This is a genomic window from Streptomyces sp. NPDC101490, assembly GCF_044767145.1.
In the GTDB taxonomy this organism is placed as follows: Bacteria; Actinomycetota; Actinomycetes; order Streptomycetales; family Streptomycetaceae; genus Streptomyces.
Window position 1 is genome coordinate 646,813 of sequence record NZ_JBIWNI010000002.1, and the last position, 24,317, is coordinate 671,129.

A 24,317-nucleotide genomic window follows, 5' to 3' on the forward strand; every position below is an offset into this window, starting at 1 on the left:
CTGAACCACCACTGAATTTCGGAGGGAGCACCGCCCGTGCCGTCGCCGCACCGTGTCGCCGTCCTCGCCCTGCCCGGCCTCCTCCCCTTCGAACTGGGCATCCCGCACCGCATCTTCGGGCGCGCCCGGGACGCCTCGGGGAACCCGCTGTACGAGATCGTCACCTGCGCCCCGACGGCCGGGCCGGTCCCCACCGACGCCGACTTCTCCATCCACGTCGAGCACGGTACGGAGGTCCTCGCCACCGCCGACACCGTCGTCGTCCCCGCCTCCTACGAGCTGGGGCCGGTCTTCGACGAGGGGCGGCTCACCGGGGAGCTGGCCGCCGCCCTCGCCCACATCCGGCCCGGCACCCGGCTGGTCTCCATCTGCACCGGCGGGTACGTGCTCGCCGCCGCCGGGTACCTCGACGGCCGCCCGGCCACCACCCACTGGGCGACCGCCGCGCACTTCCAGCGGGTCTTCCCCCGGGTCCGGGTCGACGCCGACGTCCTCTTCGTCGACGACGGCGACGTCCTCACCTCGGCGGGCGTGGCCGCCGGGATCGATCTGTGCCTGCACATCGTGCGCCGCGACCACGGGACGGCGGTCGCCAACGACGTGGCCCGCAGGACGGTCGTGCCGCCGCACCGGGACGGCGGGCAGGCCCAGTACATCGAGCGCCCGCTGCCGCAGGCGGGCACCCACACCACGACCGCCGCGCGGGCCTGGGCCCTGGCCCGGCTGCACGAGCCGATCCAGCTGCGGGACCTCGCGGAGAAGGAGGCGATGAGCGTACGGACGTTCACCCGCCGGTTCCGCGACGAGGTCGGCATCAGCCCCGGCCAGTGGCTCACCCAGCAGCGCGTGGAGCGGGCCCGGCACCTCCTGGAGACCACCGCGCTGCCCGTCGACCGGGTGGCCAGGGACGCGGGCTTCGGCACGGCCCAGTCACTGCGGGTGCACCTGATGGGCGCGATCGGCGTGACCCCGACGTCGTACCGGCGCACGTTCCGGGCAGGGACGGAGACAGGGGTGGAGACGGAGACGGTCTAAGGGGTCCGGCCGGTACGGCCGGTCTGCCCGTACGGGCCCGGGCCGGGCACTAGGGGACACCCGTACGGGGTGGCCTACCGGTTCGCCTTCCGGGCCAGAGTCTCCTCCGGAAGCGGTGCGGGGCTCCGGCGGTCCGCGCGGTGTTCGCCCAGCGCGCCGGCGAGGGTGAGCAACAGGGTCAGGCCGACCCCGCAGAGGATGGCCGTGGAGGGGGCCACCACGTGGAGCAGCCCGCCCGCGAGGGCGCCGCTCACCGCGTAGCCCGCGCCGACGGCCGCGTACATCACGGAGTACCCGGCGGCGAGCGCGGACGGCGGCAGGAGCTGCCGGAGCGTCAGGTTGCGGGCGAGGCTGGCGGGGGCCATGAGGAGCCCGGCGCAGGCCAGGGCGATCCCGATGGCCGGTGTTCCGGGCAGGACGGCGACCAGGGCAACCCCGGCGGTCACGCCCAGGATCAGGACCAGCGACTGCACCGGCAGTCTGCCGGGCCAGCCGCCCCGGAGGCCGTACACGAAGGCGCCGACGGCCGAGGCGACCGAGAACCCGGCGAGCAGCGGGCCGGTCCAGCCGATCCCGATCCCGCGCTGTTCGAGGAGGGCGGGCAGGGTCAGTTCGGCGAGCGCGAGCAGGGTCATGGCGCCCGCGCCCATGAGGTACACGGGCCAGGCGGCGAGCAGCGCCCGCCGTACCGACGCGCCCTTCTCCTGCGGCCCACCGGCCCAGCCGGGCGGGAGCAGCCACAGTCCGGCGGTGGAGAGCGCCATGGACGTCCCGGCGAGCAGCAGCGGGAGGGCGGGGTCGACGCCGAGCGCGAGCCCGGTGGCGAGGGCGGGGGCGGCGGCCCAGATGCCGAAGGTCAGTACCGATTCCATGCTCATCGCCTGGGTGACGGCCCGCTCGGGGACCAGCCGGGTGAGCAGGGCCCGCATCCCGCCGGGCACGGCGGCCGGACCGGCGCCCGCGAGCAGCGCGAAGGCGGCGAGCACGACGGGGTGGGCGTCGGGCCGGAACCCGATGCCGAGGAACCCGGCGGCGCCCGCCGCGAGCCCGGCGGCGAGCTGTGGCCGGGCCCGTTCGGCCTTCATCCGCAGCCCGAGGACGGGTGCGGCGAGGATCTCCCCGAGGACGTACGCGGCGGCGAGCACCGCCCCGAGCGCGTACCCGCCGGGCCGCTCCCGCACCAGGAACACCAGCGCGAGCGGCGCCATGGCGACGGGCAGCCGCCCGGTGACGGTGACGGCGGACCAGACGAGGACGGGACGGGTGGCGAGCGAACGGTAGGACATGCCCAGGACCGTAGGGGCTGACGCCCCTGTTGCCCAGGGGGTGCCGGGCCGCCGGGCCGCCCGTACGGGAGGACCCGCCCCCGCCGGACCCGCCCGGCAGGCGGCCGTCCGGCGACCGGCCGGTGTGCGGTCCGCCCGCCGTGGTCAGAAGGTCAGGACCCCCCGGGCCACCTTCCCCGCCTCCGCGTCCTCCACCGCGCGGGCGAAGTCCTCCACGGGGTAGGTGGCGGTGACGAGTTCGTCGAGCAGGAGGGTGCCCGTGCGGTACAGCTCCGCGTACAGCGCGATGTCCCGCTGGGGGCGGGAGGAGCCGTAACGGCAGCCCAGGATCGACTTGTCGAGGAACATCGCGGCGGGCAGGAACGTCGCCTCCGCCTTCGGGCCGGTCATGCCGAGGAGGACCGCCTGCCCGTGCCGGTCGAGCAGGTCCACGGCCGTGCGGACCAGTCCGGTGTGCCCGACGCACTCGAAGACGTGGTCGGCGCCGGTCGGCAGGATCTCCCGCACCCCGTCCGCCGAGGACAGGAAGTGGGTCGCGCCGAACCGCCGCGCCACCTCCTCCTTCGCCGGGTTGGTGTCCACGGCCACGATCGTCAGGGCGCCCGCGATCCGGGCCCCCTGGAGGACGTTCAGCCCGATGCCCCCGGTGCCGATGACGACGACGGTCTCGCCCCGGCCGACCCTCGCCCGGTTCAGCACCGCCCCGACCCCGGTCAGCACCCCGCAGCCCATGAGCGCGGCCGAGGTCAGCGGGATGTCCTCCGGAATGCGCACCGCCTGCACCGCCTTGACGACGGTCCGCTCGGCGAACGACGAGTTCGACGCGAACTGGTACAGCGGGGTGCCGTCGCCGGTCCGCGAGAACGGGCGGCCCGGCCGCCCGATGGCCTTCCGGCACATCGTGGGCCGCCCCCGGTCGCAGTCCGCGCAGGCACCGCAGTTCGCGAGCGTGGACAGGGCCACGTGGTCACCGGGGACGACATGGACGACCCCGGGACCCACCGCCTCGACGACCCCCGCGCCCTCGTGCCCGAGCACCACCGGCACCGGGAACGGGATGGTCCCGTCGACCACCGCGAGGTCGCTGTGGCACAGTCCGGCGGCGGCCACCCGGACCAGTACCTCACCGGGCCCGGGGTCCCGGACCTCCAGGTCGTCGACGACCTCGATCCGCTTCCCGTCGAAGACCACCCCCCTCATGACGACGCACCCGTCTCACCGGAAGCACCGGACGCACCCGACGCACCGGACGCACCGGACGCACCAGAGACACCAGAAGCACCAGAGGCCCCCGCCGGGCCCCCCGCACCCGGTGCTCCTCCCCCGCCCGCGTCCGGGCGGGCACCCGCGTCCGGGCGGGCCCCCGCGTCCGGGCGGGCCCCCGCGTTCGGACGGGCTCCCTCCGCCGCCGCCCTGGCCATCTCCTCCAGCCGGGCCAGCATCGGCATCGGGTCGACGCCCACCGTGCCCGGCAGGAAGTCGGCGATGCGCTCCGGGGTCCAGCCGCCCTCCGCGTACCCGGCGCGCAGTTCGCGCGGCTGGGCCCAGACCGCGATCTTGGGACCGGCGATCGTGTAGACCTGCCCGGTGATCTTCTCCTCCCTGGCCCGGTCGGAGAGGAGGTAGACGACGAGCGCGGCCACGTCCTCCGGCTCCCCGATCTCCTTCAGCTCCATCGGCACGTTGGCCGACATCCGGGTCCGCGCGACCGGCGCGACCGCGTTGGCGGTGACCCCGTACTTGTGGAGGCCGAGCGCCGCCGAGCGGACGAGCGAGATGATCCCGCCCTTGGCCGCCGAGTAGTTGGCCTGGGCCACGGAGCCCTGGTGGTTGCCGCTGGTGAAGCCGATCAGGGTGCCGCCGCCCTGCTTGCGCATCACCGCCGAGGCCGCCCGGAAGACGGTGAACGTGCCCTTGAGGTGGGTCGCCACGACCGGGTCCCACTCCTCCTCGGACATGTTGAACAGCATCCGCTCGCGCAGGATGCCCGCCACGCACACGACCCCGTCGACGCGCCCGTACTCGGCGAGGGCCACGTCCACGAGCCGCTGCCCGCCCGCCATCGTCGCGATGTCGTCGGCGACCGCGACGGCCGTGCCGCCCGCCGCCTCGATCTCCTTCACCACCCCGAGGGCGACCTCGGAAGCGGGCTCCCCGCCCTCGATGGACACCCCGTAGTCGTTGACGACGACCTTCGCCCCCTCCGCCGCGCACGCGAGGGCGACGGCACGGCCGATGCCCCGCCCCGCGCCCGTCACGGCGACGACCTTGCCAGCCAAGAAGTTCCCCATGCCCGGCCCCTTCCCGCACTTTCTGACGGTCCGTTAGATTCATTCGTCGAACCGGATTCTACGACCCGTCAGATACCGGATAACAAGACCCCGGAGGCCCCCGATGTCGCTGCCCGCCGCATTCCACGAGATCGCCGCGCGCGTCAACAACTGGGGGCGCTGGGGCCGGGACGACGAGATCGGCACCCTCAACCTGATCACCGACGAGGTGGTGCGGGAGGCCGCCGCGACCGTCAGGAGCGGACTGCGGGTCCCGCTCGCCGTGGAGCTGAAGCAGGACGGCGTGCAGACCGGAATGATCCCCGGGCGGGTGAACCCGCTCCACGCCATGGTCCAGATCAACCAGGAGCTCTTCGGCCCCGGCACGGTCGCCACCAGCGACGACACCGCGACCCTGGGCCTCCAGGCGGGCACCCACTGGGACGCCCTGACCCATGCCTCGCACTCGGGCCGCCTCTACAACGGACGCCCCGCCGACTCCGTCACCCCGCACGGCCGGTCCGCGTACAGCGGCATCCACACGGCCCGGCACCTGGTCTCGCGCGGGGTCCTGCTGGACGTGGCCGCCGCCAAGGGCGTGGACCGGCTGCCCGGCGACCACGCCGTCACCCCGGAGGACCTGGACGAGGCGGCCGACTTCGGCGGGGTGACCGTACGCGCCGGTGACGTGGTGCTCGTGCGGACGGGTCAGATGCGGCTGTACCTGGCGGGGGACCGGCACGGGTACGCCTTCCCGTCCCCCGGGCTCTCGATCCGCACCCCGGAGTGGTTCCACGCGCGGGACGTGGCCGCCGTCGCCGACGACACCCTCACCTTCGAGATCTTCCCGCCGGAGATAGAGGACCTGTGGATGCCGGTGCACGCCCTCGACCTGGTCGAGATGGGGATGCTCCAGGGGCAGAACTGGAACCTGGAGGAACTGTCCACAGCCTGTGCACAGGAGCGGCGCCACTCCTTCCTGCTCGCGGCGACGCCGGAGCCCTTCACCGGTGGCACCGGCGCTCCGGTGGCGCCGGTGGCGGTCCTGTGATCCCCCCACGGTCCTCGCGGGTGGCGGCGCGCTCGCACGCGCCCCGAGCGCGGCACGGACGCCGCCACCCGGTCACGACCCGCACCTGTCGAGGGCCCGCCCGGACAGACGCCGGACCGCGCGGCCCTCGGCTCCCCTCGCCACGAATCGCTCACTCCAGAGTGGGCAGAACGCCATGAACCGTCAACAGCGCACCCGTCCGGGGGACATCGTTCCCGGCCCGTGCCCGGGGGCCGCCGGCGCCCGGTCCACCTCGCACCAGATGTTCTTGCCGCGCCCCTCGGGCTCCCAGCCCCACCGGTCCGCGAGGCCGTCCACCAGCTCCAGACCGCGCCCGTTGGTGTCCCCGCCCCGCGCGTGCCGGGGTCTCGGCGGGCGGTCGCTGCGGTCGGCGACCTCGACCCGTACCCCACCCTCGGACCCGAACAGCATCCGGAGCACGGCCGGGCAGCCGGTGTGCACCACGGCGTTGGTGACGAGTTCGGAGATGAGCAGCACCAGCGTCTCGGCCAGCGGCTCGTCGTCGCCTATGCCCGAGCCCGCGAGCCGCGAACGGGCCCACCTCCTGGCCCGCCCCACCTCGGCCGGGTCGGCCCCGACCTCCAACTGCATCTGAAGCACCTGCACCGCTCACACCATCCGAACCGGCGGACACACCTTCACGGAACGTGATTCCCTTGTGGGACAGCATGGTTGACGTAAAGTCACCGCAACAAGCGCTTCGGGCATATTCCAGCGCGAAGGAGTACGTGTGCTCCATACTGTGCGACGCACGTCGCGGGGAGTCGAACGCCGGGCGCGAGAAGCGGGCGTTCCCCGTCGCGGGGCCGCCCCGGGGGCGGCGCCGGGACGATCCGGGCAGACGAGCACGCGCATCCCACGGAGAGTACCGGAGGCGGGGGCCGACTCCGGGCCGTGACGGCCCCGCCCGAGGACACGACACGGTATCGACGGTGCGTGATCCGGCGGACGCGGAGCGCGACTCCCCCGGTCACCCTGCGGAACCGGCCTCCGCCCCGGGCGGAGGGCGGCGGCCCCGCCCGGTCACAGCGCGGCGGCGAGCACCTCCTCCGCGCGAGCGGCGGGCAGCCGCAGACCGGCCCGTACCCAGGCCCGTTTCAGATGCAGATGGACGTCCGCCTCCCAGGTGAAGCCCATGCCGCCGAAGACCTGGAGGCAGTCCCGGGCGTTGGCGGCGGCGGCCGTGTCGGCGAGCAGTTTCGCCCCGGCGATCTCGACCGGGTGGGCGGTGAGCGAGGCCGCGCGGACGGCGACCCGGGCCAGCTCGGCGCGTACCAGCATCCCGGCGCACAGGTGCTTGACGGCCTGGAACCCGCCGATCACCTGTCCGAACTGTTCCCGCTGTGTGGCGTGGGCCACCGCCAGGTCGGTGGTGGCCGTCGCGCCGCCCACCTGTTCGGCGGCGGTGAGCAGGATCTCGACCGGTCCGCCCGCGTCCCGCCCGCCGGGCACCCGGTGGAGCGGGGTGAGGGGGTCGAGGGAGCGGATCGGGACGGCGCCCGAGGCGTCGCCGACGACCACGTCGGCCTCGTCCAGCCAGGCGACCAGGCCCTCCCCGACGGAGGTGACGACGACGGAGCCGTCCGCCGCTCCCGGCACGGTCCCGGCCGCCGCGTGGGTGGCGGCCAGCGGGCCGGGCAGCAGGGCCCGGCCCGCCTCCTCGAAGACGAGGACCGCCTCGGGGAGGCCGAGGCCCACGCCGCCGTCGGCCTCGGGGAGCCGGAGCGCGAAGAACCCGGCCGCGCCGAGTTCCCGCCAGAGGGCGCGGTCCAGGGTCCCCCCGGAGTCGACGGCGGCCCGTAGTCCGGTCCGTCCGAAGCGGCCTTCGAGGAGGTCCCGCACGCCCCGGCGCAGGGCCCGCTGGTCGTCGGTGAGTCGGAAGTCCACGGCGGGTCACCGGCCCTTCGGCAGGCCGAGGAGGCGCTCGGCGACGATGTTGCGCTGGATCTGGGAGGTGCCCGCGGCGATCGTGTACGAGAGCGAGGACAGCCGGTCCAGGGTCCAGTCGCGGCCGAGGTCGAGCGCGTCGGGGCCGAGGACGTCGGCGGCGGTGTCGTACAGCTCCTGGCGCGCGTGCGAGTAGTGCAGCTTGAAGACGGAGCCGCCCGTGCCCGGCACCCCGCCGGTCGCCCGGGCCTCGCTGACATTGGCCTGGGTGAGCCGCCAGAGGGCCAGGAACTCGGCGGAGAGCCTGCCGAGGCGGCGGCGCAGGACGGGGTCGTCCCAGGTGCCGTTCTTCCTGGCCGTACGGGCGAGTTCGCCGAGGAGGCGGCGGCAGGCGACGACCTCGCCGACGAAGGCGGTGCCGCGTTCGAAGGAGAGGGTGACCATGGTGACGCGCCAGCCGTCGTTCTCCTCGCCGACGCGGTTCTCGACGGGGACGCGCACCTCGTCGAGGAAGACCTCGGCGAACTCGGTGGAGCCCGCGAGGGTGCGCAGGGGGCGCACGGTGACGCCGGGGGCGTCCATGGGCATCGCGAGCCAGCTGATGCCCCGGTGCCTGGGGCCGGCCGCCGGGCCGGTGCGGACGAGGAGTTCGCACCAGTCGGCGACCTCGGCGTGGGAGGTCCAGATCTTCTGGCCGGTGACGACGTAGTCGTCGCCGTCGCGGACGGCCCGGGTGCGCAGGGCGGCGAGGTCGGAGCCCGCCTCGGGTTCGCTGAAGCCCTGGCACCAGACCTCGTCGCCGCGCAGGATCGGCGGGAGCCAGCGGGCGCGCTGCGCGGGGGTGCCCTCGGCGGCGACGGTGGGGCCCGCGTGGAGGAGTCCGACGAAGTTGGCGCCGACGTAGGGGGCTCCGGCGCGTTCGGTCTCCTCCAGGAAGATCAGGCGCTGGGTCGGGGAGGCGTCCCAGTGGACGTCGGCCCAGCCCGCGTCGTGGAGCCTGCGCTGCCAGCCGCAGTCGTAGGCGCGGCGGGCGGGCCAGTCCAGCGGGTCGGGGCGGGCGGGGAGGTCGGGCAGGGCGGTGGCGAGCCATTCCCTGAGGCGGGCCCGGAACTCCTCCTCCTCGCCGGTGCTGCCGAGGTCCATCAGACGATGCCGAGGTCGAGCATGCGGATGGCGTTGCCGCGCATGAGTTTGTAGACGGTCTCGTCGTCGAGGCCCCGGACGTGGTCGAGGGCGACCTCCTTGGTGTGCGGGAAGGTCGAGTCGACGTGCGGGTAGTCGGTCTCGAAGGTGGCGTTGTCGCGGCCGACGACGTCGAGCGAGGCGATGCCGTGCTTGTCGCGGAAGAAGCAGCAGAAGATCTGCCGGTAGTAGTACGTGGAGGGGGGTTCGGGGATCAGGTCGCGGACCCCGCCCCAGGCGCGGTGCTCCGCCCACACGTCGTCGGCGCGTTCGAGTGCGTACGGGATCCAGCCCATCTGGCCCTCGCTGTAGGCGAGCTTGAGCCGGGGGAACTTCACCAGGACGCCGCTGAAGAGGAAGTCCATCATCGAGGCCATGGCGTTGTTGAAGCTGAGGGAGGCCTGGACGGCGGGCGGGGCGTCGGGGGAGGCGGCGGGCATCTGGCTGCTGGAGCCGATGTGCATGTTGACGACGGTGCCGGTCTCCTGGCAGACGGCGAAGAAGGGGTCCCAGTACCCGGAGTGGATCGACGGCAGGCCGAGGTGGGTGGGGATCTCGGAGAAGGTGACGGCCTTGACGCCCCGGGCGGCGTTGCGCCGGATCTCGGCGACGGCGAGGCCGATGTCCCAGAGGGGGATGACGCAGAGCGGGATGAGGCGTCCGCCGCTGTCCCCGCACCACTCCTCGACCATCCAGTCGTTGTAGGCGCGGACGCAGGCGAGGGCGACCTCCTTGTCGTGGGCCTCGGCGAAGGTCTGCCCGCAGAAGCGGGGGAAGGTGGGGAAGCAGAGGGAGGCCTCGACGTGGTTGAGGTCCATGTCCTTCAGCCGGGCGGCCGGGTCCCAGCAGCCCCGGCGCATCTCCTCGCGGGTGATGCCCTCCAGGGTCATCTCGTCGCGGTCGAAGCCGACGGCGGCGATGTTCCGCTTGTACGGGAACTTGAGGTCCTCGTAGATCCACCAGTCGGTGGGCGGTCCGGCGGGGTCCATGGTGATCCGGTACTTCCCGCCGACGTACTCCAGCTCGCCGATCCCGGCGGTGAGCGGGCGGGGGCCCCGGTCCCGGTACTTCTTCGGCAGCCAGGTGTCGAAGAGGTGGGCGGGCTCGATCACATGGTCGTCGACGCTGATGATGCGGGGCAGTTCCGTCATGGCCCGTCCTCTTCCCGAAGGCTTTTCTGATGACCCGTCAGATATCGGCTGGACATCAGGCTAGCCCCGCACCCCTGGACCGACAAGGACCGGACCTCTACGCTCTCCGCACGATCTGACACTCCGTCAGTCACGAGGGGGTACGGGCATGAACGCCACCGCACACGCCCTGAGCGGGTCCCGCACGCTCTGGGAACTCGTCGAACGCCGCGCCGCCCTCACCCCCGACCGGCCCGTCCTCCTCCAGGACGACCGGACCCTCACCTTCGGCGGGCTGCGCGACCGGGCCGAGCGGTGCGCCGCCGGTCTGTACGGCATGGGGGTGCGGCCCGGCACGGTCGTCGCCTGGCAGCTGCCCACCCGGATCGAGACCGCCGTGCTGTCCTTCGCGCTCGCCCGCCTCGGAGCCGTACAGAGCCCGGTCATCCCCTTCTACCGGGACAAGGAGACCGGCTTCGCGCTGCGCGCCTCGGCGGCCGAGTTCTTCGCCGTGCCCGGCGTCTGGCGCGGCTTCGACCACACGGAGATGGCCCGGCGGCTCGGCGCGCGCGGGATCTTCGAGGTCCACGGCCCCGGCACCCTGCCCGACGGCGACCCGGCGGTGCTTCCCCCGCCGCCCGCCTCCGGCACCGACGTCCGCTGGATCTACTGGACCTCCGGCACGACCTCCGACCCCAAGGGCGTGCTGCACACCGACCGCTCCCTCCTCGCGGGCGGCTCCTGCCTCGCCCACGCGCTGCGGCTCACCGACGCCGACGTCGGCTCGATGGCGTTCCCGTACGCGCACATCGCCGGGCCCGACTACACGGTGATGCTGCTGCTCTACGGCTTCCCCGCCGTCATGTTCGAGCAGTTCGCGCTGCCCGCCGCCCTCGACGAGTACCGGCGGCACGGCGTCACCGTGGCGGGCGGCTCCACCGCCTTCTACGCGATGTTCCTCGCCGAGCAGCGCAAGCGGCCCGACGAGCCGGTCATCCCCACCCTCCGGCTCCTCGCGGGCGGCGGCGCGCCGAAACCCCCGGAGATCTACCACGCCGTCCGCAAGGAGCTGGGCTGCCAGCTCACCCACGGCTACGGCATGACGGAAGTCCCCATGATCACCATGGGCGACCCGGACGACACCACCGAGAACCTCGCCACCACCGAGGGCCGCCCGCCCGCCGGGATGGAGATCCGGATCACCGGCTCGGGCGAGGTCCTGCTGCGCGGCGAGGCCGTCTGCGCGGGCTATCTCGACCCGGCGCAGACCGCCGCCGCCTTCGACGCGGACGGCTTCCTCATCACCGGGGACCTCGGACACCTCACCCCGAGCGGCCACCTCGTCCTCACCGGACGCCTCAAGGACATCATCATCCGCAAGGGCGAGAACATCTCCGCCAAGGAGATCGAGGACCTCCTCCACGAGCACCCCGGCGTCGGCGACGCCGCCGTCGTCGGGCTGCCCGACCCCGAGCGCGGGGAACGCGTCTGCGCCGTCGTCGAACAGCCTCCCGGCGCCGCCCCGCTGGACCTCCCGGCCGTGACCGCCTTCCTGCGCGGGGCGGGTCTCGCCCCGCACAAGCTGCCCGAACAACTGGAGGTGGTGGACGCGCTGCCCCGCAACGAGACCCTGCGGAAGGTCCTCAAGTACCGGCTCAGGGAGCGGTTCGGCGCGCCACGCTGACGCGCCGGGCGTGGGGCCCGCGCGCGAGGGGCACCCGGGCGTCGCCCCCGGGGGCGCCGGGCCCGGCCTCCACCGCCTCGGCCACGCTCCCGTACACCTCGAAGAGGCGGCGGACGCCCAGGGTGGCCAGCACCTTGCCGACGTGTCCCTCGCGGTCCTCCGGCAGGATCAGCCGGAGCCGCCCGCCGCAGGACCGCAGCAGTCTGCGGGCCGCGATCAGCACGCCGACCCCGCTGGAGTCGCAGAACCGCACCCCGGACAGATCGACCACCAGATCGTGCCGGCCGCCCGCGACCGCGTCGTGGACCCGGCGGCGTATCCGGGGGGAGGTGATCAGGTCCAGCTCCCCGCGCACCCGGAACACCGTCCAGGCGCCGTACTCGTCCTCGTCGACCTCGATCGTCGTCACGCCCCCCGCCTGCCCCGACGGGAACGGACGAAACCCCCGGACCGACCGTGACGCCCTCCTTACCACCCGCGCCCGCGTCAAGGGCGCACTTGCGGCAAACAGGCGTGCGCCGTCCGCACGGCCGTTACTTTGGAAGGGCACCCGGAGAACCGGGAGACCGCGGAGCCGCACGGAGGCCGGGAGGGGCTGGAGGACCGGATGGCGATGGACACACCACCGCGCTGGGACCGCAGGATGCAGCAGCGCCTGGCGCGCGGCGAGGCCGCCGCGCTCGGCGAGCTGTACGACCGGTTCGCCTCCCTGGTGCACAGCCTCGCCCACCGCGTCCTCGACGACGACGACGCGGCCGACCAGGTCACCCGCGAGGTCTTCGGCTACATCTGGGAGAACGCCGACGCCTACGACCCCAAGCAGGGCAGCATGAGCTCCTGGGTCGCCGGGCTGACCCAGCGGCAGGCCGTCCAGCGGCTCCGGCAGACCGAGGCGACGGCGTACGCGGAGACCGGCCGGGGCTCCGCCGAGGAGCTGGAACAGAAGGTCCGCCGGGCCTCCGCCGCCGCCCGCGCGGACTACATCGTCACCTCCATGCCGACCCCGCTGAGAGCCGCCCTCGAACTGGCGTACTTCCAGCGCCGCGACTACCGTCAGACCGCCGCCGACCTCAGCATCACCGAGGACGAGGCCCGGCGGCGGCTCAGACTCGGTCTCCAACTGCTCTCCTCGGCCAACATCCGGCCCTTCGAGGGCGGGGCGCCGCCCGGCTTCGGGCGGACCCGGTGACCGGGGCGAACGGCGGCGCGGAGGACGTCGCACGCGCCTCCCGGGCCCCGGTTCGACACCGGGCCCCGGACCACCGCGCGGACCTCCCGTCCGGCTCGACGGCGGACCTGGCCGGGGACCCGGCGGCCCCCGTGGGGGGCGCGGCGCACGGCGACGACACGGAGGGGAAGTCCGGGGTGGCACCCCACGAGACGTCCGGCACGGAGGCGGAACCGGAGCCCGAGGTGCCGGTCCTGACCCATGGAGTGCTCAAGTCCCTGCTCGGGGCCTGGGCGCTCTCGGCGTGTTCGGCGGGCGAGACCAGAGCCGTCGAGGACCATCTGACCTCGTGCGCGCCCTGCGCCGACGAGGCCCTCCGGCTGCGGGACGCCGTGGCCCTGCTCCACAAGGACCGCGAGCTGGACCTCGACCCGCTGCTGCGGTCCCGGGTCCTGGAGAACTGCCTGGGCCGCCGCCCGGCCCGCATCCCCGTACCGGACTGGGTCACCCCGTACGACGCGGAGACCGCGCGGCTCGACGCCCTCCTCCGGGACATCGACGAGTCCGAGTGGCACGCGCCGGTGCGCCTCAAGTGGTACGAGGAGGACCGGCCGGTGCGCCGCAAGGCGACCGTCGCCGGGGTCATCGGGCACCTGCTGGCCGTCGACGGTCTGGTGACGGCCGCGCTCGGACTCGACGACCCGCTCGGCGCGGGCACCCCCGAACTGTCGCCGACCGAACGCACCGAGACGTTCTGGTCGGGGCTCGACCACCCGCCGGGCCGGACCCTGCGGGGGCCCTGGCGGGACCAGACCCACACCCTGATCCGCACGGTCTCCTTCGCGGGCCGGGACACGGCGGACCTGACGGTCACCTACAAGGACTTCGCGCTGCCGCTGCGGGACTCGCTCCTGGAGCGGGCCTTCGAGTGCTGGGTACACGCGGACGACATCGCGAACGCGGTGGCCTACCCGTACGCCCCGCCGAGCAGCGCGCATCTGCACGGGATGATCGACCTGGCGGCACGGCTGCTCCCGGCGGCGCTCGCGGGCCGACGGCGGGCGGGCCGGGCGGCCCCGGCGCGCCAGCTGGTCGCGGCGGGCGCACCGGGCCGTTCGCTCCATCTGGAGGTGGAGGGCGCGGGCGGCGGCCACTGGTACATCGCCCTGGACTCGCCCGCCGCGATCGGCTCCCCGGACCTGTCGGTGGCCCAGGTGGCGATGGACGGGGCGGAGTTCTGCCAGCTCGTCGCGGGCCACATCTCCCCGGAGGACGCGGCGGCGGGCCAGGACGGCGACCGGGAGGCCATCCGGGACGTCCTGTCGGCGGCGGCGTCCCTGAGCAGACTGTAGGCGGGGCGGCTCCGCCGGGCCGACGGTGAACGGGCCGCCTGTGGGCGGGCCGCCTCCCGGGCGCCGCCCGCGGGCCGGGTGCCTTCCCCAGGTGGACCCCACAGGCCGGGGGCCTCCCCCGAGTGGACCTCGCAGGCCGGGATCTCCGGCCCCCCCTCGCTCAAGTGGCCCACTCCCAGGGCCCGTCAATGGACCAAGGCGTGCGGGCCATTTCGCCATACCGTCGTGTCCATGGCGAACACTTCCCTCCCCCCGGAACACATCGGCGACGGCCTCGGGACCACCCGCGCGCCCCGCGCGCTGCTCCTCGCCCAGGGGAGCAACTCCGTCGGCGACGGCGCCTTCTACGTGGCCTCCGCCCTGTACTTCACCGAGATCGTCGGGCTCTCCGCCGCGCAGGTCGCCGCCGGTCTCGCGGTCGCCTGGGCCGTCGGCTCGATCGCCGGGGTGCCGCTGGGGGCCCTCGCCGACCGGCGCGGACCGCGCGGCACCTCCGCGCTCCTCGCGCTGGTGACCGCCCTCGCCGTCGGCGCCTTCCTCCTCGTCGGCTCGTTCCCCGCCTTCCTCGCCGCCGCCACCCTGTACGCCTCCGCGCAGACCGGCCTCGCCGCCGCCCGGCAGGCACTGCTCGCCGGGCTGGTCGCCCCCGCCGCCCGCACCGCCGTCCTCGCCCGGCTCCAGGCCGTCCTGAACGCCGGGCTCGCCGTCGGCGCGGCCCTCGGCGGGATCGCCCTGCACGCGGGGACGCGCGGCGCCTACCTCACCGTGTTCGCGCTCGACGCCCTCGGGTTCCTGCTCTGCGCGCTGCTCCTCGCCCGGCTCCCGGCCCCCGTGCCCGCCGCCGCCGGGCCCGTACCGGAGTCGCGGCGGTCCGGGTGGGGGGCGGACGTGCTGCGAGACCGGCCCTATGTGCTGCTCACCCTGCTGAACGCGGTGATGCTGCTGCGGATGCCGGTCCTGAGCCTCGCCCTGCCGCTGTGGATCACCCAGCGGACGGCCGCGCCGGGCTGGACGGTCTCCGCCCTGTTCGTCCTCAACACCGTGGCCGTGACGCTCTTCCAGGTCCGCGCCGCCCGTTCCGTCACCGGTACGGACACGGCCGCCCGCGCGGTGCGGGGAGCGGGCGCGGTCATGGGCGCGGCCTGCGCCGTCTTCGCGGTCACCGCCCTGCCCGGGCTGGGCGCGGGACCGGCCGTGCTGGTCCTCGTCCTCGGTTCGGTGCTGCTGGTGGCCGCCGAGATGCGGCACTCGGCCGGGTCCTGGCAGCTCGGCCTCGGGCTCGCACCCGCCGACCGGGTCGGCGCGTACCAGGGCTTCTACGGCGCGGGCGTCCCGGTGGCCCGTACGCTCGGCCCGCTCGTCGTCACCACCCTGCTGGTCGGCGGCGGTCCGGCGGGCTGGCTGCTGCTGGGCGGGGTCTTCGCGGCGGCGGGGGCGGCGACCGGCCCGGCCGCCCGCCGGGCGGCCCGCCCGGCACCCCGCACGGCCCCGGTCCCCGCGCCGTGAGGCCCGTGGCCCGTACGCCGGACCTTCCGCGACACCTGTCAGGCGAAGACGACCGTCCGGCGCCCGTTGAGGAGGATGCGGCGCTCCGCGTGCCACTTGACCGCGCGGGCCAGTGCCTGGCACTCCACGTCGCGGCCGATGGCGACGAGCTGGTCCGGGGTCACCTCGTGGCCGACCCGCTCGACCTCCTGCTCGATGATCGGGCCCTCGTCGAGGTCGGCCGTCACGTAGTGGGCGGTCGCGCCGATCAGCTTCACTCCGCGCGCGTGCGCCTGGTGGTACGGCTTCGCGCCCTTGAAGCTGGGGAGGAAGGAGTGGTGGATGTTGATGATCCGGCCGGAGAGCTGCTTGCACAGGTCGTCGGAGAGGACCTGCATGTAGCGGGCGAGGACGACCAGTTCGACGTCCTCCTCCCGGACGAGGTCGAGCAGTTCGGCCTCGGCCTCCGCCTTGGTGTCCTTGGTGACGGGGATGTGCCGGAACGGCAGCCCGTAGGAGCCGACGAGCTCCTCGAAGTCGGTGTGGTTGGAGACGACGGCGACGATGTCCACCGGGAGCGCGCCGATCCGGGAGCGGAACAGCAGGTCGTTCAGGCAGTGGCCGAACTTCGACACCATGAGGACGACCCTCATGCGGTCGTCCGCGCGGCTGATCCGCCAGTCCATGGCGAACGAGTCGCCGACGGCGGTGAAGCTGGCGCGCAGCTTGTCCACGTTCACGGGGGCTTCGGCGGAGAAGTGCACCCGCATGAAGAAGAGCCCGGTGTCACGGTCCCCGAACTGCTGGCTGTCCTCGATGTTGCAGCCGGTGATGAACAGGTAGCTCGACACGGCGTGCACGATGCCCTGCTTGTCCGGGCACGAGAGCGTGAGGACGTACTGGTCGGTCATTCCGTCAGCCTGCCACACCGGGGGGTCCCGGGCCGTGCACCGTCCGTCAGACGGACCGCGTCATGACGCGGAGCGCTTCGAGCGAGCACGGGGGCGTGTCGGGGTCGTCGCCGTCCGCCCGCGCGAGGCGGACGTGGGCCTCGCGGGCGGCCCGGACGGCCTCGGGCCAGCCGGGGTCGGCGAGGTAGGCGGAGACGGGGGCGTCGGGTCCCACCTGGTGCGTGATGCGCACCACCCGGTGGACGGCGGCGTCGACGAGCGCCGCCTCCGCGCCGTCGCGGAAGATCGAGCCGACGTACTTCTCGGCGGACCAGTTGTCGAGCCAGGTGTCCTCGACCAGGCGGTAGACGGCGTCGGTGACGTCGCCGTACCCGTCCCGGCCGGCCAGCCAGGTCGTCTCGTGGAACACGGGGTCGGAGAGCATGTGCAGCGCCGAGCGCACGTTGCTGCGCCAGCGCCACCACGGCATGTCGTTGAGCGGCATGACCCCCATGGTGGAGGAGCGACGGCCGCGACGGGAAGGGTTCTCCGTACCGGAGGCGGGAGGAGAGGCCGGGCCGGAGGCGGGCGGGGAGGCTGGACTGGACACCTTCCGATCGTACGGTCCCCCGTCCGGTCACCGGACGCACCCCCTCGCCGCCCCCGCAATTCACCCTCGCGTCACCCACCGTTGAACCCCGCTCACTCCCGCGTTACCCCGGGGGCGGAAGCGTACGGGTCCATGACCGGCAGGCGACTGACCTCACTCCTCGCGTACGTCACGACCACGGCGGCCGGAGCCTCGTTGCTCACCGGGTGCGGCGTGCTCCCCGGGACCCCGGGTGGCTCCAGGGAGCCCATCACGGTGATGACGTGGGCCCCCGACCGGACCCGTGCGACCAACATGCCCGGGATGCCCGCGATGGCGCAGGCGTACGCCCGCTGGGTCAACTCCCGGGGCGGCATCGACGGGCACGAACTGCGCGTCCTCACCTGCAACGAGCACAACACCCCCACCGGCGCCGCCGACTGCGCCCGCCGCGCGGTCCGCGAGCGGGCCGTCGCCGTCGTCGGCTCGTACAGCCAGCACGGCCGTGCTTTCATGGCCCCGCTCGAAGCGGCCGAGATCCCGTACATCGGCGGTTACGGGCTGGCCAAGGACGAGTTCAGCAGCCCGCTGTCCTACCCCGTGAACGGCGGACAGGCCTCGCTCGTCGCGGGGCACGGCATGCAGCTCGCCGAGTCCTGCCGGACGGTCTCCCTGGTCCGCCCCGACACCCTCGCGGGGAACCGGCTGCCCGCGCTGCTCGACTCCGGGCTCCGCGAGGGCAGCCACCGCGGCGCCGTGGACATCCCGGCCGTGGAGGACGCCGCCGAGTACGCCGCGCAGGCGTCCCGCGCCCGGGAGAGGGCCGGGGACGACAAGGGTTGCGTCGCCGCCGTCCTCGGCGAGCGCACCCAGACCTTCTTCGACTCCTTCCGCCGCCTCCCCGAGGAGGAGGCCGGGCGGGACGGCGACGGCGACGGCGACGGCGGGGAACGGAACGGGGTGCGGATCTCCTCGGTGCTCGGCAGTGTCGACCAGCCCCTGATCGACCGTACGGGCGGCGCGCACAGCCCCTTCGAGGGCGCGTTCGTCACCGGCTGGTACCCGGATGCCGAGGACCGCAGCTGGGCGCCGATGCGGGAGGTCATCCGGGAACACGCCTTCGTCGACAACCGGGTCGATCCCACCGACACGGGCGTGCAGACCACCTGGATCGCCTACACGGTCCTCAAGGCGGTCGTCGAGTCCCTCGACACGGACCGCGTCACGGCCGTCCGGATCGCCCAGGCCCTCGACCGGGGCCAGCGGATCGACACCGGCGGCCTCACCCCGGACCTGCGCTGGAAGTACGAGGACCTGCTCGGCGCGGCGGACTTCCCCCGGATCGTCAACCACGAGGTGACGTTCCACGTCGTGCGCGAGGGACGGCTGGTGGCACAGCGCCCCGGCTTCGTGGACGTCGGGGAGACCGTCCTCGGCGCGCAGTGAACGGGCGGGCCGGGCGACGGCGGGGCCCGGACAGCGGGCCGCCGGTGCCGGGCCCGGTGGGGGTCCCGTCGGTGAGGGGCCCCGGCGGCGGACCGTTCCCGCCGCCGGGGGCGGCCCTCAGAGCTGGGTGAACGTCCGCTTCTCCAGGCCGTACTTGGCGGCGGTCGGGTTCCAGAGCCCGGCCGCCTCCTTCTTGGCGGTGGTGGCCTCGCCGCTCTTCGCGTTCGCCGCCGCCGTCCGGTTCGTGGAGCGGGCCTTGCCGCCCTTGCACGCCTTCTTCGACTTCATCTGGTCGGCCCAGGCCGCGTAGTGGTCGTCCGCCTCGGCGGACGCCCGCCACGCCTCGGTGAGCGCCTCGGTCAGCGCGGGGCTGTCCGGGATCTTGTCGACGTCGAGGGACTGGAGCCGGGTCACCAGGCCCCGGCGCTGCTCGGCGGCGCCCCGCAGGTCGTTCGCCGCCTTGTCCAGGTCCTCGCACCGCTTGATCAGCTCGACCGAACTGATCACCGTGTCACGGCTGTTGCTGCTGTCCGCGAGGAGCTTGCTCAGCTCCCGCGCCTGCGGCTCCGCCGGGTCGGCGGGCTTCTCCTCGGCGGGCTTCTCCCCCTCGGAGGGGGCGGCGGAGCTCGCGGCCACGTTCTGGCCGGGCTTGTCGGACGGCTTCTCGCCGCCGCTGAGCAGCGCACCCGCGCCGAGCCCGACGACGGCGCAGCCCGCCACGACGGCCGCGATCAGCGCGACCGGCGACTTGCGGCGCGGCGGCTCGGGCTCGCCGGGACCGTTGTCGTAGTACGCGTCCTGGTAGGCGTACTGCTGGGGCGGCGGCGGAGGCGCCTGATGCTGCTGCTGGTACGGGGCGGGGGGCTGCTGGTACGGAGGAGGGGTGTGCGGCTGCTGGTACGGGGGCGGGGTGTGCGGCTGCTGGTACGCCTGCGCCCGGGGCTGCTGGGGGGCCCTCGGCGCCTCCGTGCGGAAGAGGCTGTCGAACTCGGGGGGCGGCTGACGCTCCCCGGGCTCCCGCGCCGGTACGGGAGCGATGTACTGGGTGGCGTCCGACGCCCCGGCGGGCCCGGCGCCCTGCCCCGGGACCGGCCCGCCGCCCGGGAACCGCGCGGCTCCCGCGTCCTGGGCCGGCGGCACCGGCGGTATGTGCTGCGTGGCCCCCATGTCTCCGGCGGGCGGTGGATAGCCGTATCCGGGCTGCGGTCCCGGCGGGTAGGCGGGGGGCATCGAGCCCGGCACGGGGGCGATGTGCTGGGTGGCGCCCATGTCCCCGGCGAAGGGCGGCGGATAGCCGTACCCCGGCTGCGGCGGGACCGGCGGCAGGTACTGGGTCGACTGCGCGTCGGCGCCCCCGGGGGTCGCCTCGGGAGGCAGCGGCTGCGCGGGCGGCAGCGGCTGTCCGCCCGGCTGCCCGGCGGCGGGGCCCCAGGCTCCGCCGTCCCACGACGGTGTTCCCCCGTGGGCGTCGTACGCCGGGGGCACCGCCGGGTACTGCGGCTCCGGACCCTGTCCGTTCTGCGTCACCGGGACTCCTACTGATGGACCAACGGAATCGTCGGCTCACGCTACCGGGTGGGCGCGGGGCTCCGCACACACGTGTGAGCCCGGTTACACCTCCCTTCACGAACGGCCGCGCCCGGAGGGCTCCTTCCCGTTCGCGGGCCGGTCCGTACGGCTCTGGCGGCCCGGGGCGCCGCCCGTGGCCGCCGGGCCTCCGGGCGGTTCCGGCAGGGCCGCGCGGAGCCGGTCGAGAAACACCCTGGCCGCGGGCCCCGAGGGTCCGGCGGCGCGCCAGGCGACCGCGACACGGGCCCGCACCCCGGGCCGGACGATCCGCAGGGTACGGAGCCCGGGGCCGGGGCCCTCCTCCCCCGCCGGGAGCACGGCGACGCCCAGACCCCGGGCCGCGAGCTGGGCCAGCACCCGGGGGGCCGCCGCCTCGAAGGCGACCCGTGGCCGGAACCCCGCCCGCGCGCAGCCGTGTTCGAGGGCCGCGCGCACCCCGGTGCCACGCGGCAGGCAGATCAGCGGGCGGTCGCGCAGCGCGGCGAGCGGGACGGTCGTACGGCCCCGGCGGCCGAGGAGCGGATCGCCGGGCGCGACGGCGGCGGCCAGTGGGACGTCGAGCACGGTCCGGAAGGCCACTCCGGGCCCCGGCGCCTCCGCCCCGAGACCGAGGACGGCGAGGTCGAGCTCGCCGGACAGGAGCGCGGCCGTCATCCGTTCCGTGGTGTCCTCGGTGAGCGCCACCTCGACCGAGGGGTGGTCGTCGTGGAAGTCCGCGAGGAAGGCGGCGATGTCGAAGGCGTGGCCCGTGGCGCCGGAGACCAGCCCGAGCGCGACCCGGCCGCGCAGCAGCCCCGTGCAGGCGTCCACCGTCTGCCGCACCGCGTCCACGGCGGCGAGCGCGGCACGGGCGTGGGGCAGGACCGCCCGGCCCACCTCGGTCGGTGTCACCGTACGACCGGAGCGGTCGAGCAGCGGCTGGCCCAGTTCCCTCTCCAACTGCCGGATCTGGGAGCTGAGACCGGGCTGGGCCAGGTGCAGCCGGGCGGCGGCCCGGGTGAACCCGCCCTCGTCGACGACGCTGACGAAGTAGCGCAGTTGGCGGAGCTCCATAAGCGCTGATTCTAGGTGGCAGCAGAACTGTCTACTGGAGTTGTGGGCGGTCCGGTCACAGGCTTGGCCCATGGGAAACGTGACGGCACGCGAGGAGAAGAACGCCGGGACCAGGGCCGCCATCGCGGCGGAACGCCGGGAGCTGGCCGACCTGTTCGACAGCCTGCGGCCCGTTCAGTGGGACGCGCCGAGCCTCTGCGGGGGCTGGCGGGTGCGGGAGGTCGTGGCCCACATGTCCATGGGCTTCCGGCTGTCGCTGCCCGCGACGCTCGGCGAACTGGTCAGGGCGGGCGGGAGCCTCCACCGGATGACGGACCGCGTCGCGCGCCGGGACGCGGGCGCCCACGCGCCCGCCGCGCTCGCCGCCTTCCTGCGGGACAACGCCCACCACCCCTGGAAGCCCCCGGTCGGCGGGCTCCCGGCGGCCCTCGGCCACGACGTGGTGCACGGTCTCGACGTCACCGTCGCCCTCGGCATCGGCCGTCAGGTCCCCGAGGAGCGGCTGCACCCGCTCCTCGGGGAGATCCGGCCCAGCGGCCTGAGGTTCTTCGGCGCCGATCTGGACGGCGTACGGCTGTGCGCGGAGGACCTCGACTGGTCGTACGGCTCCGGCCCGCCGGTGTACGGCCGCGCCCAGCACCTCCTGCTGCTGGCCTACGGCCGCCGCCTCCCGGCCGGACTGCTCCGGGGAGAGGCGGCCGACCGCTTCACCCGCGCCCCGGACCGCACCTGAACGACGGCCGTCCCGCCCGCCGCCGTCACCGCCCGCCGACGGGTCGGCCCCGGACCCACCGAACCCACCGAACCCGCCGGACCCGCCCGACTGGCCGGGAAGGTCCTGCCGGGCCGACGGAGCCCGGCGGGGCGCCCCGGCCCGGCGGGCTACGCCGCGTACATCTCCATCCGGGCGCCGAACTCCCTCACCACCGGCTCCCCCGCGTACGGCGACAGGCGTTCGCGCAGGTCGTCCAGGTACTCCGCGCCCCGTGACGACCGCAGGGTGCCCAGGAGTTCCAGGGCCTCCGTGCCGATCCGGCACGCCTGCTCCACCTCCCGCTGCTGCACCCGCGCCGAGGCCAGCAGGGCCAGGCCGATCGCCCGGCGCCGGGCCCGGGTCTGCGGATGTCCGGCGATCGACTCCTCCGCGGCCCGCGCCGCCGCCTCCGCCTGCCCCAGGTCCCGGTGGCAGTGGGCCAGTTCGTCCGCGAGGTACGCCCCGTCGAAGTGCGCGATCCACGAGGGGTCGTCGCCCGCCGCCGGTTCGGCCCGCTCCAGCGCCTCCAGCGCCCGGCCCGCCGCCGTCTCGAAGGCGCGGACGTCACCGAGCAGCGCGTGTCCGCGCGCCTCCGCCGCGAAGAACATCGCCTCCGCGCGCGGCGGCACCTTGCCCCGCGCGCCCTCCTGCGCCGCCCGCGCGAGCTGCGCGATCTCCCGGGGGTTGCCCAGCTGGGCGGCGAGGTGGCTCATCGAGGCGGCCAGCACGTATCCGCCGTAGCCCCGGTCACCGGCCGCCTGCGCCATCCGCAGCGCCTGGATGTAGTACCGCTGCGCCAGGCCCGGTTCACCGGTGTCCACCGCCATGTACCCGGCCAGTTCGGTGAGCCGGGCGACCGCCGCGAACAACTGCCTGCCGACCGCCTCCCGGTAGGAGCCGGACAGCATCCCCGACACCACGCTGTTGAGGTAGTGCACCACCACCTGGCGCACGTGTCCGCTGCCGAACCGCCGGTCGAGATCGACGAGCGCGTCCGTCATCTCCCGTACGGCCGCGACGTCCGCGACCCCGACGCGGGCTCCCGCCGTCCTGGCCACGTACGGGTCCGGGCCCGTGATCAGCCAGTCCCGGCTGGGTTCCACGAGCGCCGACGCGGCCACCACCGAACCGGACAGGAAGTCGCGCCGCCCCACGTCGCTGCGCCACAGCTCGCAGACCTGCTCGATCGCCCCGGGCACGGTCGGCGCGAACTGGAGCCCCACGCCCGCCGCGAGGTTGCGGCCGTTGGCCATGCCGACCTCGTCGATCGTGACCGTGCGGCCGAGCTTGCGGCCCAGCGCCTCGGCGATGACGCCGGGCGCCCGGCCGCGCGGTTGTTGCCCTCGGAGCCAGCGGGCCACCGAGGTCTTGTCGTACCGCAGGTCGAGGCCGCGTTCCGCGCCGACCATGTTGACCCTGCGGGCGAGGCCGGCGTTGGAGCACGCGGCCTCCTGGATGAGCGACTGGAGCCGTTCGTTGAGCTGACGCGGAACGAGTGGCCTGGCTGCCATGAGTACCCCCTGAGCCGTGCGGAGATCACCGGAGGAGTGATCAATGCCCGGCGGATATCCGGTCAATGCCGATGTGAACACGCGAAACCGGACACGCCGGTCGCGCACGCTCCGGCGCCCCCCTCCTCTCCGTACCCACCCCCGCTCCCGGCCTCTCCACGCGCCCCCGCACGTGCTCCGATGCGCCCCGCGTGCGGGATCGATGCCCCGGACCGCCGCACGCCCCGCCCGTAACTCCCGGTGGTGGGCGGAGTTGTGCTCAGCGTGGAAGAGACCATGGGAGTCACGGACGTCGCCCAGATCCCCGGGCAGCGGGGCGAGCAGCTGCTGGACAGCGCCGTGCGGTACGCGGAAGAGCGGCACTGGGACGTGTTCCCCGGGACCTGGCTGGAGGCCGTCGAAGGCCGGGAGCGCTGCTCCTGCGGCGCGCAGGAGTGCGTCACGCCCGGCGCCCACCCGGTCCGGCCCGACTGGTCGACGCAGGCGACCGGCAGCGGCGTCGGCGCCCGCCGGATGTGGTCGAAGCAGCCGAAGTCCTCGATCCTGCTGCCGACCGGCCGCACCTTCGACGCGATCGAGGTGCCCGAGTCCGCCGGGTTCCTGGCGCTCGCCCGCATGGAGCGGATGGAGCTGACGCTGGGCCCCGTGACCTGCTCCCCGGACCGGCGCATGTACTTCTTCGTCCTGCCCGGCGCCGCCACGAAGGTGCCGGACCTGGTCCGCAGGCTCGGCTGGGCCCCCGCCTCCCTCGATCTCACCACCCTCGGCGAGGGCCACTACGTCGCCGCCCCGCCCACCCGCGTCGGCGGCAGCGGCGCCGTGCAGTGGGCCCGGCGCCCCACCCAGGCGAACCGCTGGCTGCCGGACGCGGAGGAGCTGATCAGCGCCCTCGCGTACGCCTGTGGCCGGGAAGCGGCGGAGACCAGGGCCCGGACGGTCTGACCCCTGGGAGCC

General features: G+C 74.5%; 21 protein-coding genes and 1 pseudogene. 9 read left to right on the forward strand and 13 right to left on the reverse strand.

The features are described 5' to 3' along the window. Positions 1-36: 36 nt before the first annotated feature. Positions 37-1,035 (forward strand): GlxA family transcriptional regulator, encoded by a 999-nt coding sequence (locus ACIRQY_RS06755; protein WP_403922710.1) that lies wholly within the window; start codon positions 37-39, stop codon positions 1,033-1,035. 74 nt (positions 1,036-1,109) lie between these two features. Here the strand turns inward: ACIRQY_RS06755 and ACIRQY_RS06760 are convergent, their stop codons facing one another. The 3 genes and pseudogenes from ACIRQY_RS06760 to ACIRQY_RS06770 all read right to left on the reverse strand — a co-directional run. Continuing rightward, positions 1,110-2,321, reverse strand: coding sequence for an MFS transporter (locus ACIRQY_RS06760; protein ID WP_403922711.1), 1,212 nt, complete (start codon positions 2,319-2,321; stop codon positions 1,110-1,112). A gap of 144 nt (positions 2,322-2,465) precedes the next feature. Beyond that, a complete protein-coding gene (locus ACIRQY_RS06765; protein WP_351780951.1) occupies positions 2,466-3,521 on the reverse strand; it encodes a Zn-dependent alcohol dehydrogenase in 1,056 nt (351 codons plus the stop codon). Between the two features lie 182 nt (positions 3,522-3,703). Continuing rightward, a pseudogene (locus ACIRQY_RS06770) lies at positions 3,704-4,612 on the reverse strand (SDR family NAD(P)-dependent oxidoreductase); the annotation flags it as partial. A gap of 103 nt (positions 4,613-4,715) precedes the next feature. On the opposite strand from ACIRQY_RS06770, the gene ACIRQY_RS06775 reads away from it, so the two are divergent. Further along, a complete protein-coding gene (locus tag ACIRQY_RS06775) occupies positions 4,716-5,642 on the forward strand; it encodes a cyclase family protein (RefSeq protein ID WP_351780949.1) in 927 nt (308 codons plus the stop codon). A 183-nt stretch (positions 5,643-5,825) separates the two neighbouring features. Here ACIRQY_RS06775 and ACIRQY_RS06780 read toward each other — a convergent pair whose 3' ends face one another. The 4 genes from ACIRQY_RS06780 to ACIRQY_RS06795 form a co-directional block, all read right to left on the reverse strand. After that, on the reverse strand, positions 5,826-6,269 hold the full coding sequence (locus ACIRQY_RS06780; protein ID WP_351780947.1) for an ATP-binding protein: 444 nt from the start codon (positions 6,267-6,269) through the stop codon (positions 5,826-5,828). A gap of 417 nt (positions 6,270-6,686) precedes the next feature. Further along, positions 6,687-7,550: an acyl-CoA dehydrogenase family protein gene (locus ACIRQY_RS06785; protein WP_351780945.1), complete on the reverse strand. Its 864-nt coding sequence runs from the start codon at positions 7,548-7,550 to the stop codon at positions 6,687-6,689. A gap of 6 nt (positions 7,551-7,556) precedes the next feature. Continuing rightward, on the reverse strand, positions 7,557-8,693 hold the full coding sequence (locus ACIRQY_RS06790) for an acyl-CoA dehydrogenase family protein (RefSeq protein WP_351780943.1): 1,137 nt from the start codon (positions 8,691-8,693) through the stop codon (positions 7,557-7,559). Then, positions 8,693-9,883, reverse strand: coding sequence for an amidohydrolase family protein (locus ACIRQY_RS06795; protein WP_351780941.1), 1,191 nt, complete (start codon positions 9,881-9,883; stop codon positions 8,693-8,695). The genes ACIRQY_RS06790 and ACIRQY_RS06795 overlap by 1 nt, the downstream gene beginning before the upstream one ends. A 148-nt stretch (positions 9,884-10,031) precedes the next feature. Between ACIRQY_RS06795 and ACIRQY_RS06800 the strand changes: the two genes are divergently transcribed. Then, entirely contained in the window at positions 10,032-11,546 is a 1,515-nt protein-coding gene (locus ACIRQY_RS06800; RefSeq protein ID WP_351780939.1) for an AMP-binding protein, read from the forward strand. Here ACIRQY_RS06800 and ACIRQY_RS06805 read toward each other — a convergent pair. After that, positions 11,518-11,955, reverse strand: a complete 438-nt coding sequence (locus ACIRQY_RS06805) for an STAS domain-containing protein (RefSeq protein ID WP_351780937.1) — start codon at positions 11,953-11,955, stop codon at positions 11,518-11,520. The two genes, ACIRQY_RS06800 and ACIRQY_RS06805, sit on opposite strands and share 29 nt — an antisense overlap. A gap of 198 nt (positions 11,956-12,153) precedes the next feature. Here ACIRQY_RS06805 and ACIRQY_RS06810 point away from each other — a divergent pair, with 198 nt between their 5' ends. From ACIRQY_RS06810 to ACIRQY_RS06820, 3 genes are all read left to right on the forward strand, one after another. After that, positions 12,154-12,735, forward strand: a complete 582-nt coding sequence (locus tag ACIRQY_RS06810; protein WP_351781162.1) for a sigma-70 family RNA polymerase sigma factor — start codon at positions 12,154-12,156, stop codon at positions 12,733-12,735. After that, positions 12,732-14,066, forward strand: coding sequence for a maleylpyruvate isomerase N-terminal domain-containing protein (locus ACIRQY_RS06815; RefSeq protein WP_403922712.1), 1,335 nt, complete (start codon positions 12,732-12,734; stop codon positions 14,064-14,066). Before ACIRQY_RS06810 ends, ACIRQY_RS06815 begins: the two co-directional genes overlap by 4 nt. Positions 14,067-14,297: 231 nt before the next feature. Next, entirely contained in the window at positions 14,298-15,572 is a 1,275-nt protein-coding gene (locus ACIRQY_RS06820; RefSeq protein WP_403922713.1) for an MFS transporter, read from the forward strand. Between the two features lie 38 nt (positions 15,573-15,610). Here ACIRQY_RS06820 and purU read toward each other — a convergent pair whose 3' ends face one another. Next, positions 15,611-16,462 (reverse strand): formyltetrahydrofolate deformylase, encoded by an 852-nt coding sequence (purU, locus tag ACIRQY_RS06825; RefSeq protein WP_403922714.1) that lies wholly within the window; start codon positions 16,460-16,462, stop codon positions 15,611-15,613. A gap of 46 nt (positions 16,463-16,508) precedes the next feature. Next, a complete protein-coding gene (locus ACIRQY_RS06830; RefSeq protein WP_351781158.1) occupies positions 16,509-16,955 on the reverse strand; it encodes a hypothetical protein in 447 nt (148 codons plus the stop codon). A 228-nt stretch (positions 16,956-17,183) separates the two neighbouring features. On the opposite strand from ACIRQY_RS06830, the gene ACIRQY_RS06835 reads away from it, so the two are divergent. After that, entirely contained in the window at positions 17,184-18,476 is a 1,293-nt protein-coding gene (locus ACIRQY_RS06835) for an ABC transporter substrate-binding protein (protein ID WP_403922715.1), read from the forward strand. Positions 18,477-18,593: 117 nt separating this feature from the next. Here the strand turns inward: ACIRQY_RS06835 and ACIRQY_RS06840 are convergent, their stop codons facing one another. Continuing rightward, a complete protein-coding gene (locus tag ACIRQY_RS06840; protein ID WP_403922716.1) occupies positions 18,594-20,003 on the reverse strand; it encodes a hypothetical protein in 1,410 nt (469 codons plus the stop codon). Between the two features lie 96 nt (positions 20,004-20,099). Continuing rightward, complete coding sequence (locus ACIRQY_RS06845; protein WP_403922717.1) at positions 20,100-21,098, reverse strand: LysR substrate-binding domain-containing protein; 999 nt, start codon at positions 21,096-21,098, stop codon at positions 20,100-20,102. Positions 21,099-21,168: 70 nt separating this feature from the next. Here ACIRQY_RS06845 and ACIRQY_RS06850 point away from each other — a divergent pair, with 70 nt between their 5' ends. Beyond that, a complete protein-coding gene (locus tag ACIRQY_RS06850; protein ID WP_403922718.1) occupies positions 21,169-21,831 on the forward strand; it encodes a maleylpyruvate isomerase family mycothiol-dependent enzyme in 663 nt (220 codons plus the stop codon). 149 nt (positions 21,832-21,980) lie between these two features. Here the strand turns inward: ACIRQY_RS06850 and ACIRQY_RS06855 are convergent, their stop codons facing one another. Further along, a complete protein-coding gene (locus ACIRQY_RS06855; protein WP_351780924.1) occupies positions 21,981-23,363 on the reverse strand; it encodes a transcriptional regulator in 1,383 nt (460 codons plus the stop codon). A 276-nt stretch (positions 23,364-23,639) separates the two neighbouring features. Between ACIRQY_RS06855 and ACIRQY_RS06860 the strand changes: the two genes are divergently transcribed. Next, positions 23,640-24,305 carry a bifunctional DNA primase/polymerase gene (locus ACIRQY_RS06860; RefSeq protein ID WP_403922719.1) on the forward strand — a complete coding sequence of 222 codons (666 nt, stop codon included), beginning with the start codon at positions 23,640-23,642 and terminating at the stop codon, positions 24,303-24,305. Positions 24,306-24,317 lie beyond the last annotated feature (12 nt).

Coding starts and splice junctions, on each gene's coding strand:
- ACIRQY_RS06830 (WP_351781158.1), bottom strand. CDS start 16,955: ATGGGGGTCATGCCGCTCAACGACATGCCGTGGTGGCGCTGGCGCAGC.
- ACIRQY_RS06850 (WP_403922718.1), top strand. CDS start 21,169: ATGGGAAACGTGACGGCACGCGAGGAGAAGAACGCCGGGACCAGGGCC.
- ACIRQY_RS06835 (WP_403922715.1), top strand. CDS start 17,184: ATGACCGGCAGGCGACTGACCTCACTCCTCGCGTACGTCACGACCACG.
- ACIRQY_RS06765 (WP_351780951.1), bottom strand. CDS start 3,521: ATGAGGGGGGTGGTCTTCGACGGGAAGCGGATCGAGGTCGTCGACGAC.
- ACIRQY_RS06775 (WP_351780949.1), top strand. CDS start 4,716: ATGTCGCTGCCCGCCGCATTCCACGAGATCGCCGCGCGCGTCAACAAC.
- ACIRQY_RS06860 (WP_403922719.1), top strand. CDS start 23,640: ATGGGAGTCACGGACGTCGCCCAGATCCCCGGGCAGCGGGGCGAGCAG.
- ACIRQY_RS06790 (WP_351780943.1), bottom strand. CDS start 8,693: ATGGACCTCGGCAGCACCGGCGAGGAGGAGGAGTTCCGGGCCCGCCTC.
- ACIRQY_RS06820 (WP_403922713.1), top strand. CDS start 14,298: ATGGCGAACACTTCCCTCCCCCCGGAACACATCGGCGACGGCCTCGGG.
- ACIRQY_RS06800 (WP_351780939.1), top strand. CDS start 10,032: ATGAACGCCACCGCACACGCCCTGAGCGGGTCCCGCACGCTCTGGGAA.
- ACIRQY_RS06795 (WP_351780941.1), bottom strand. CDS start 9,883: ATGACGGAACTGCCCCGCATCATCAGCGTCGACGACCATGTGATCGAG.
- ACIRQY_RS06855 (WP_351780924.1), bottom strand. CDS start 23,363: ATGGCAGCCAGGCCACTCGTTCCGCGTCAGCTCAACGAACGGCTCCAG.
- purU (WP_403922714.1), bottom strand. CDS start 16,462: ATGACCGACCAGTACGTCCTCACGCTCTCGTGCCCGGACAAGCAGGGC.
- ACIRQY_RS06810 (WP_351781162.1), top strand. CDS start 12,154: ATGGCGATGGACACACCACCGCGCTGGGACCGCAGGATGCAGCAGCGC.
- ACIRQY_RS06760 (WP_403922711.1), bottom strand. CDS start 2,321: ATGTCCTACCGTTCGCTCGCCACCCGTCCCGTCCTCGTCTGGTCCGCC.
- ACIRQY_RS06845 (WP_403922717.1), bottom strand. CDS start 21,098: ATGGAGCTCCGCCAACTGCGCTACTTCGTCAGCGTCGTCGACGAGGGC.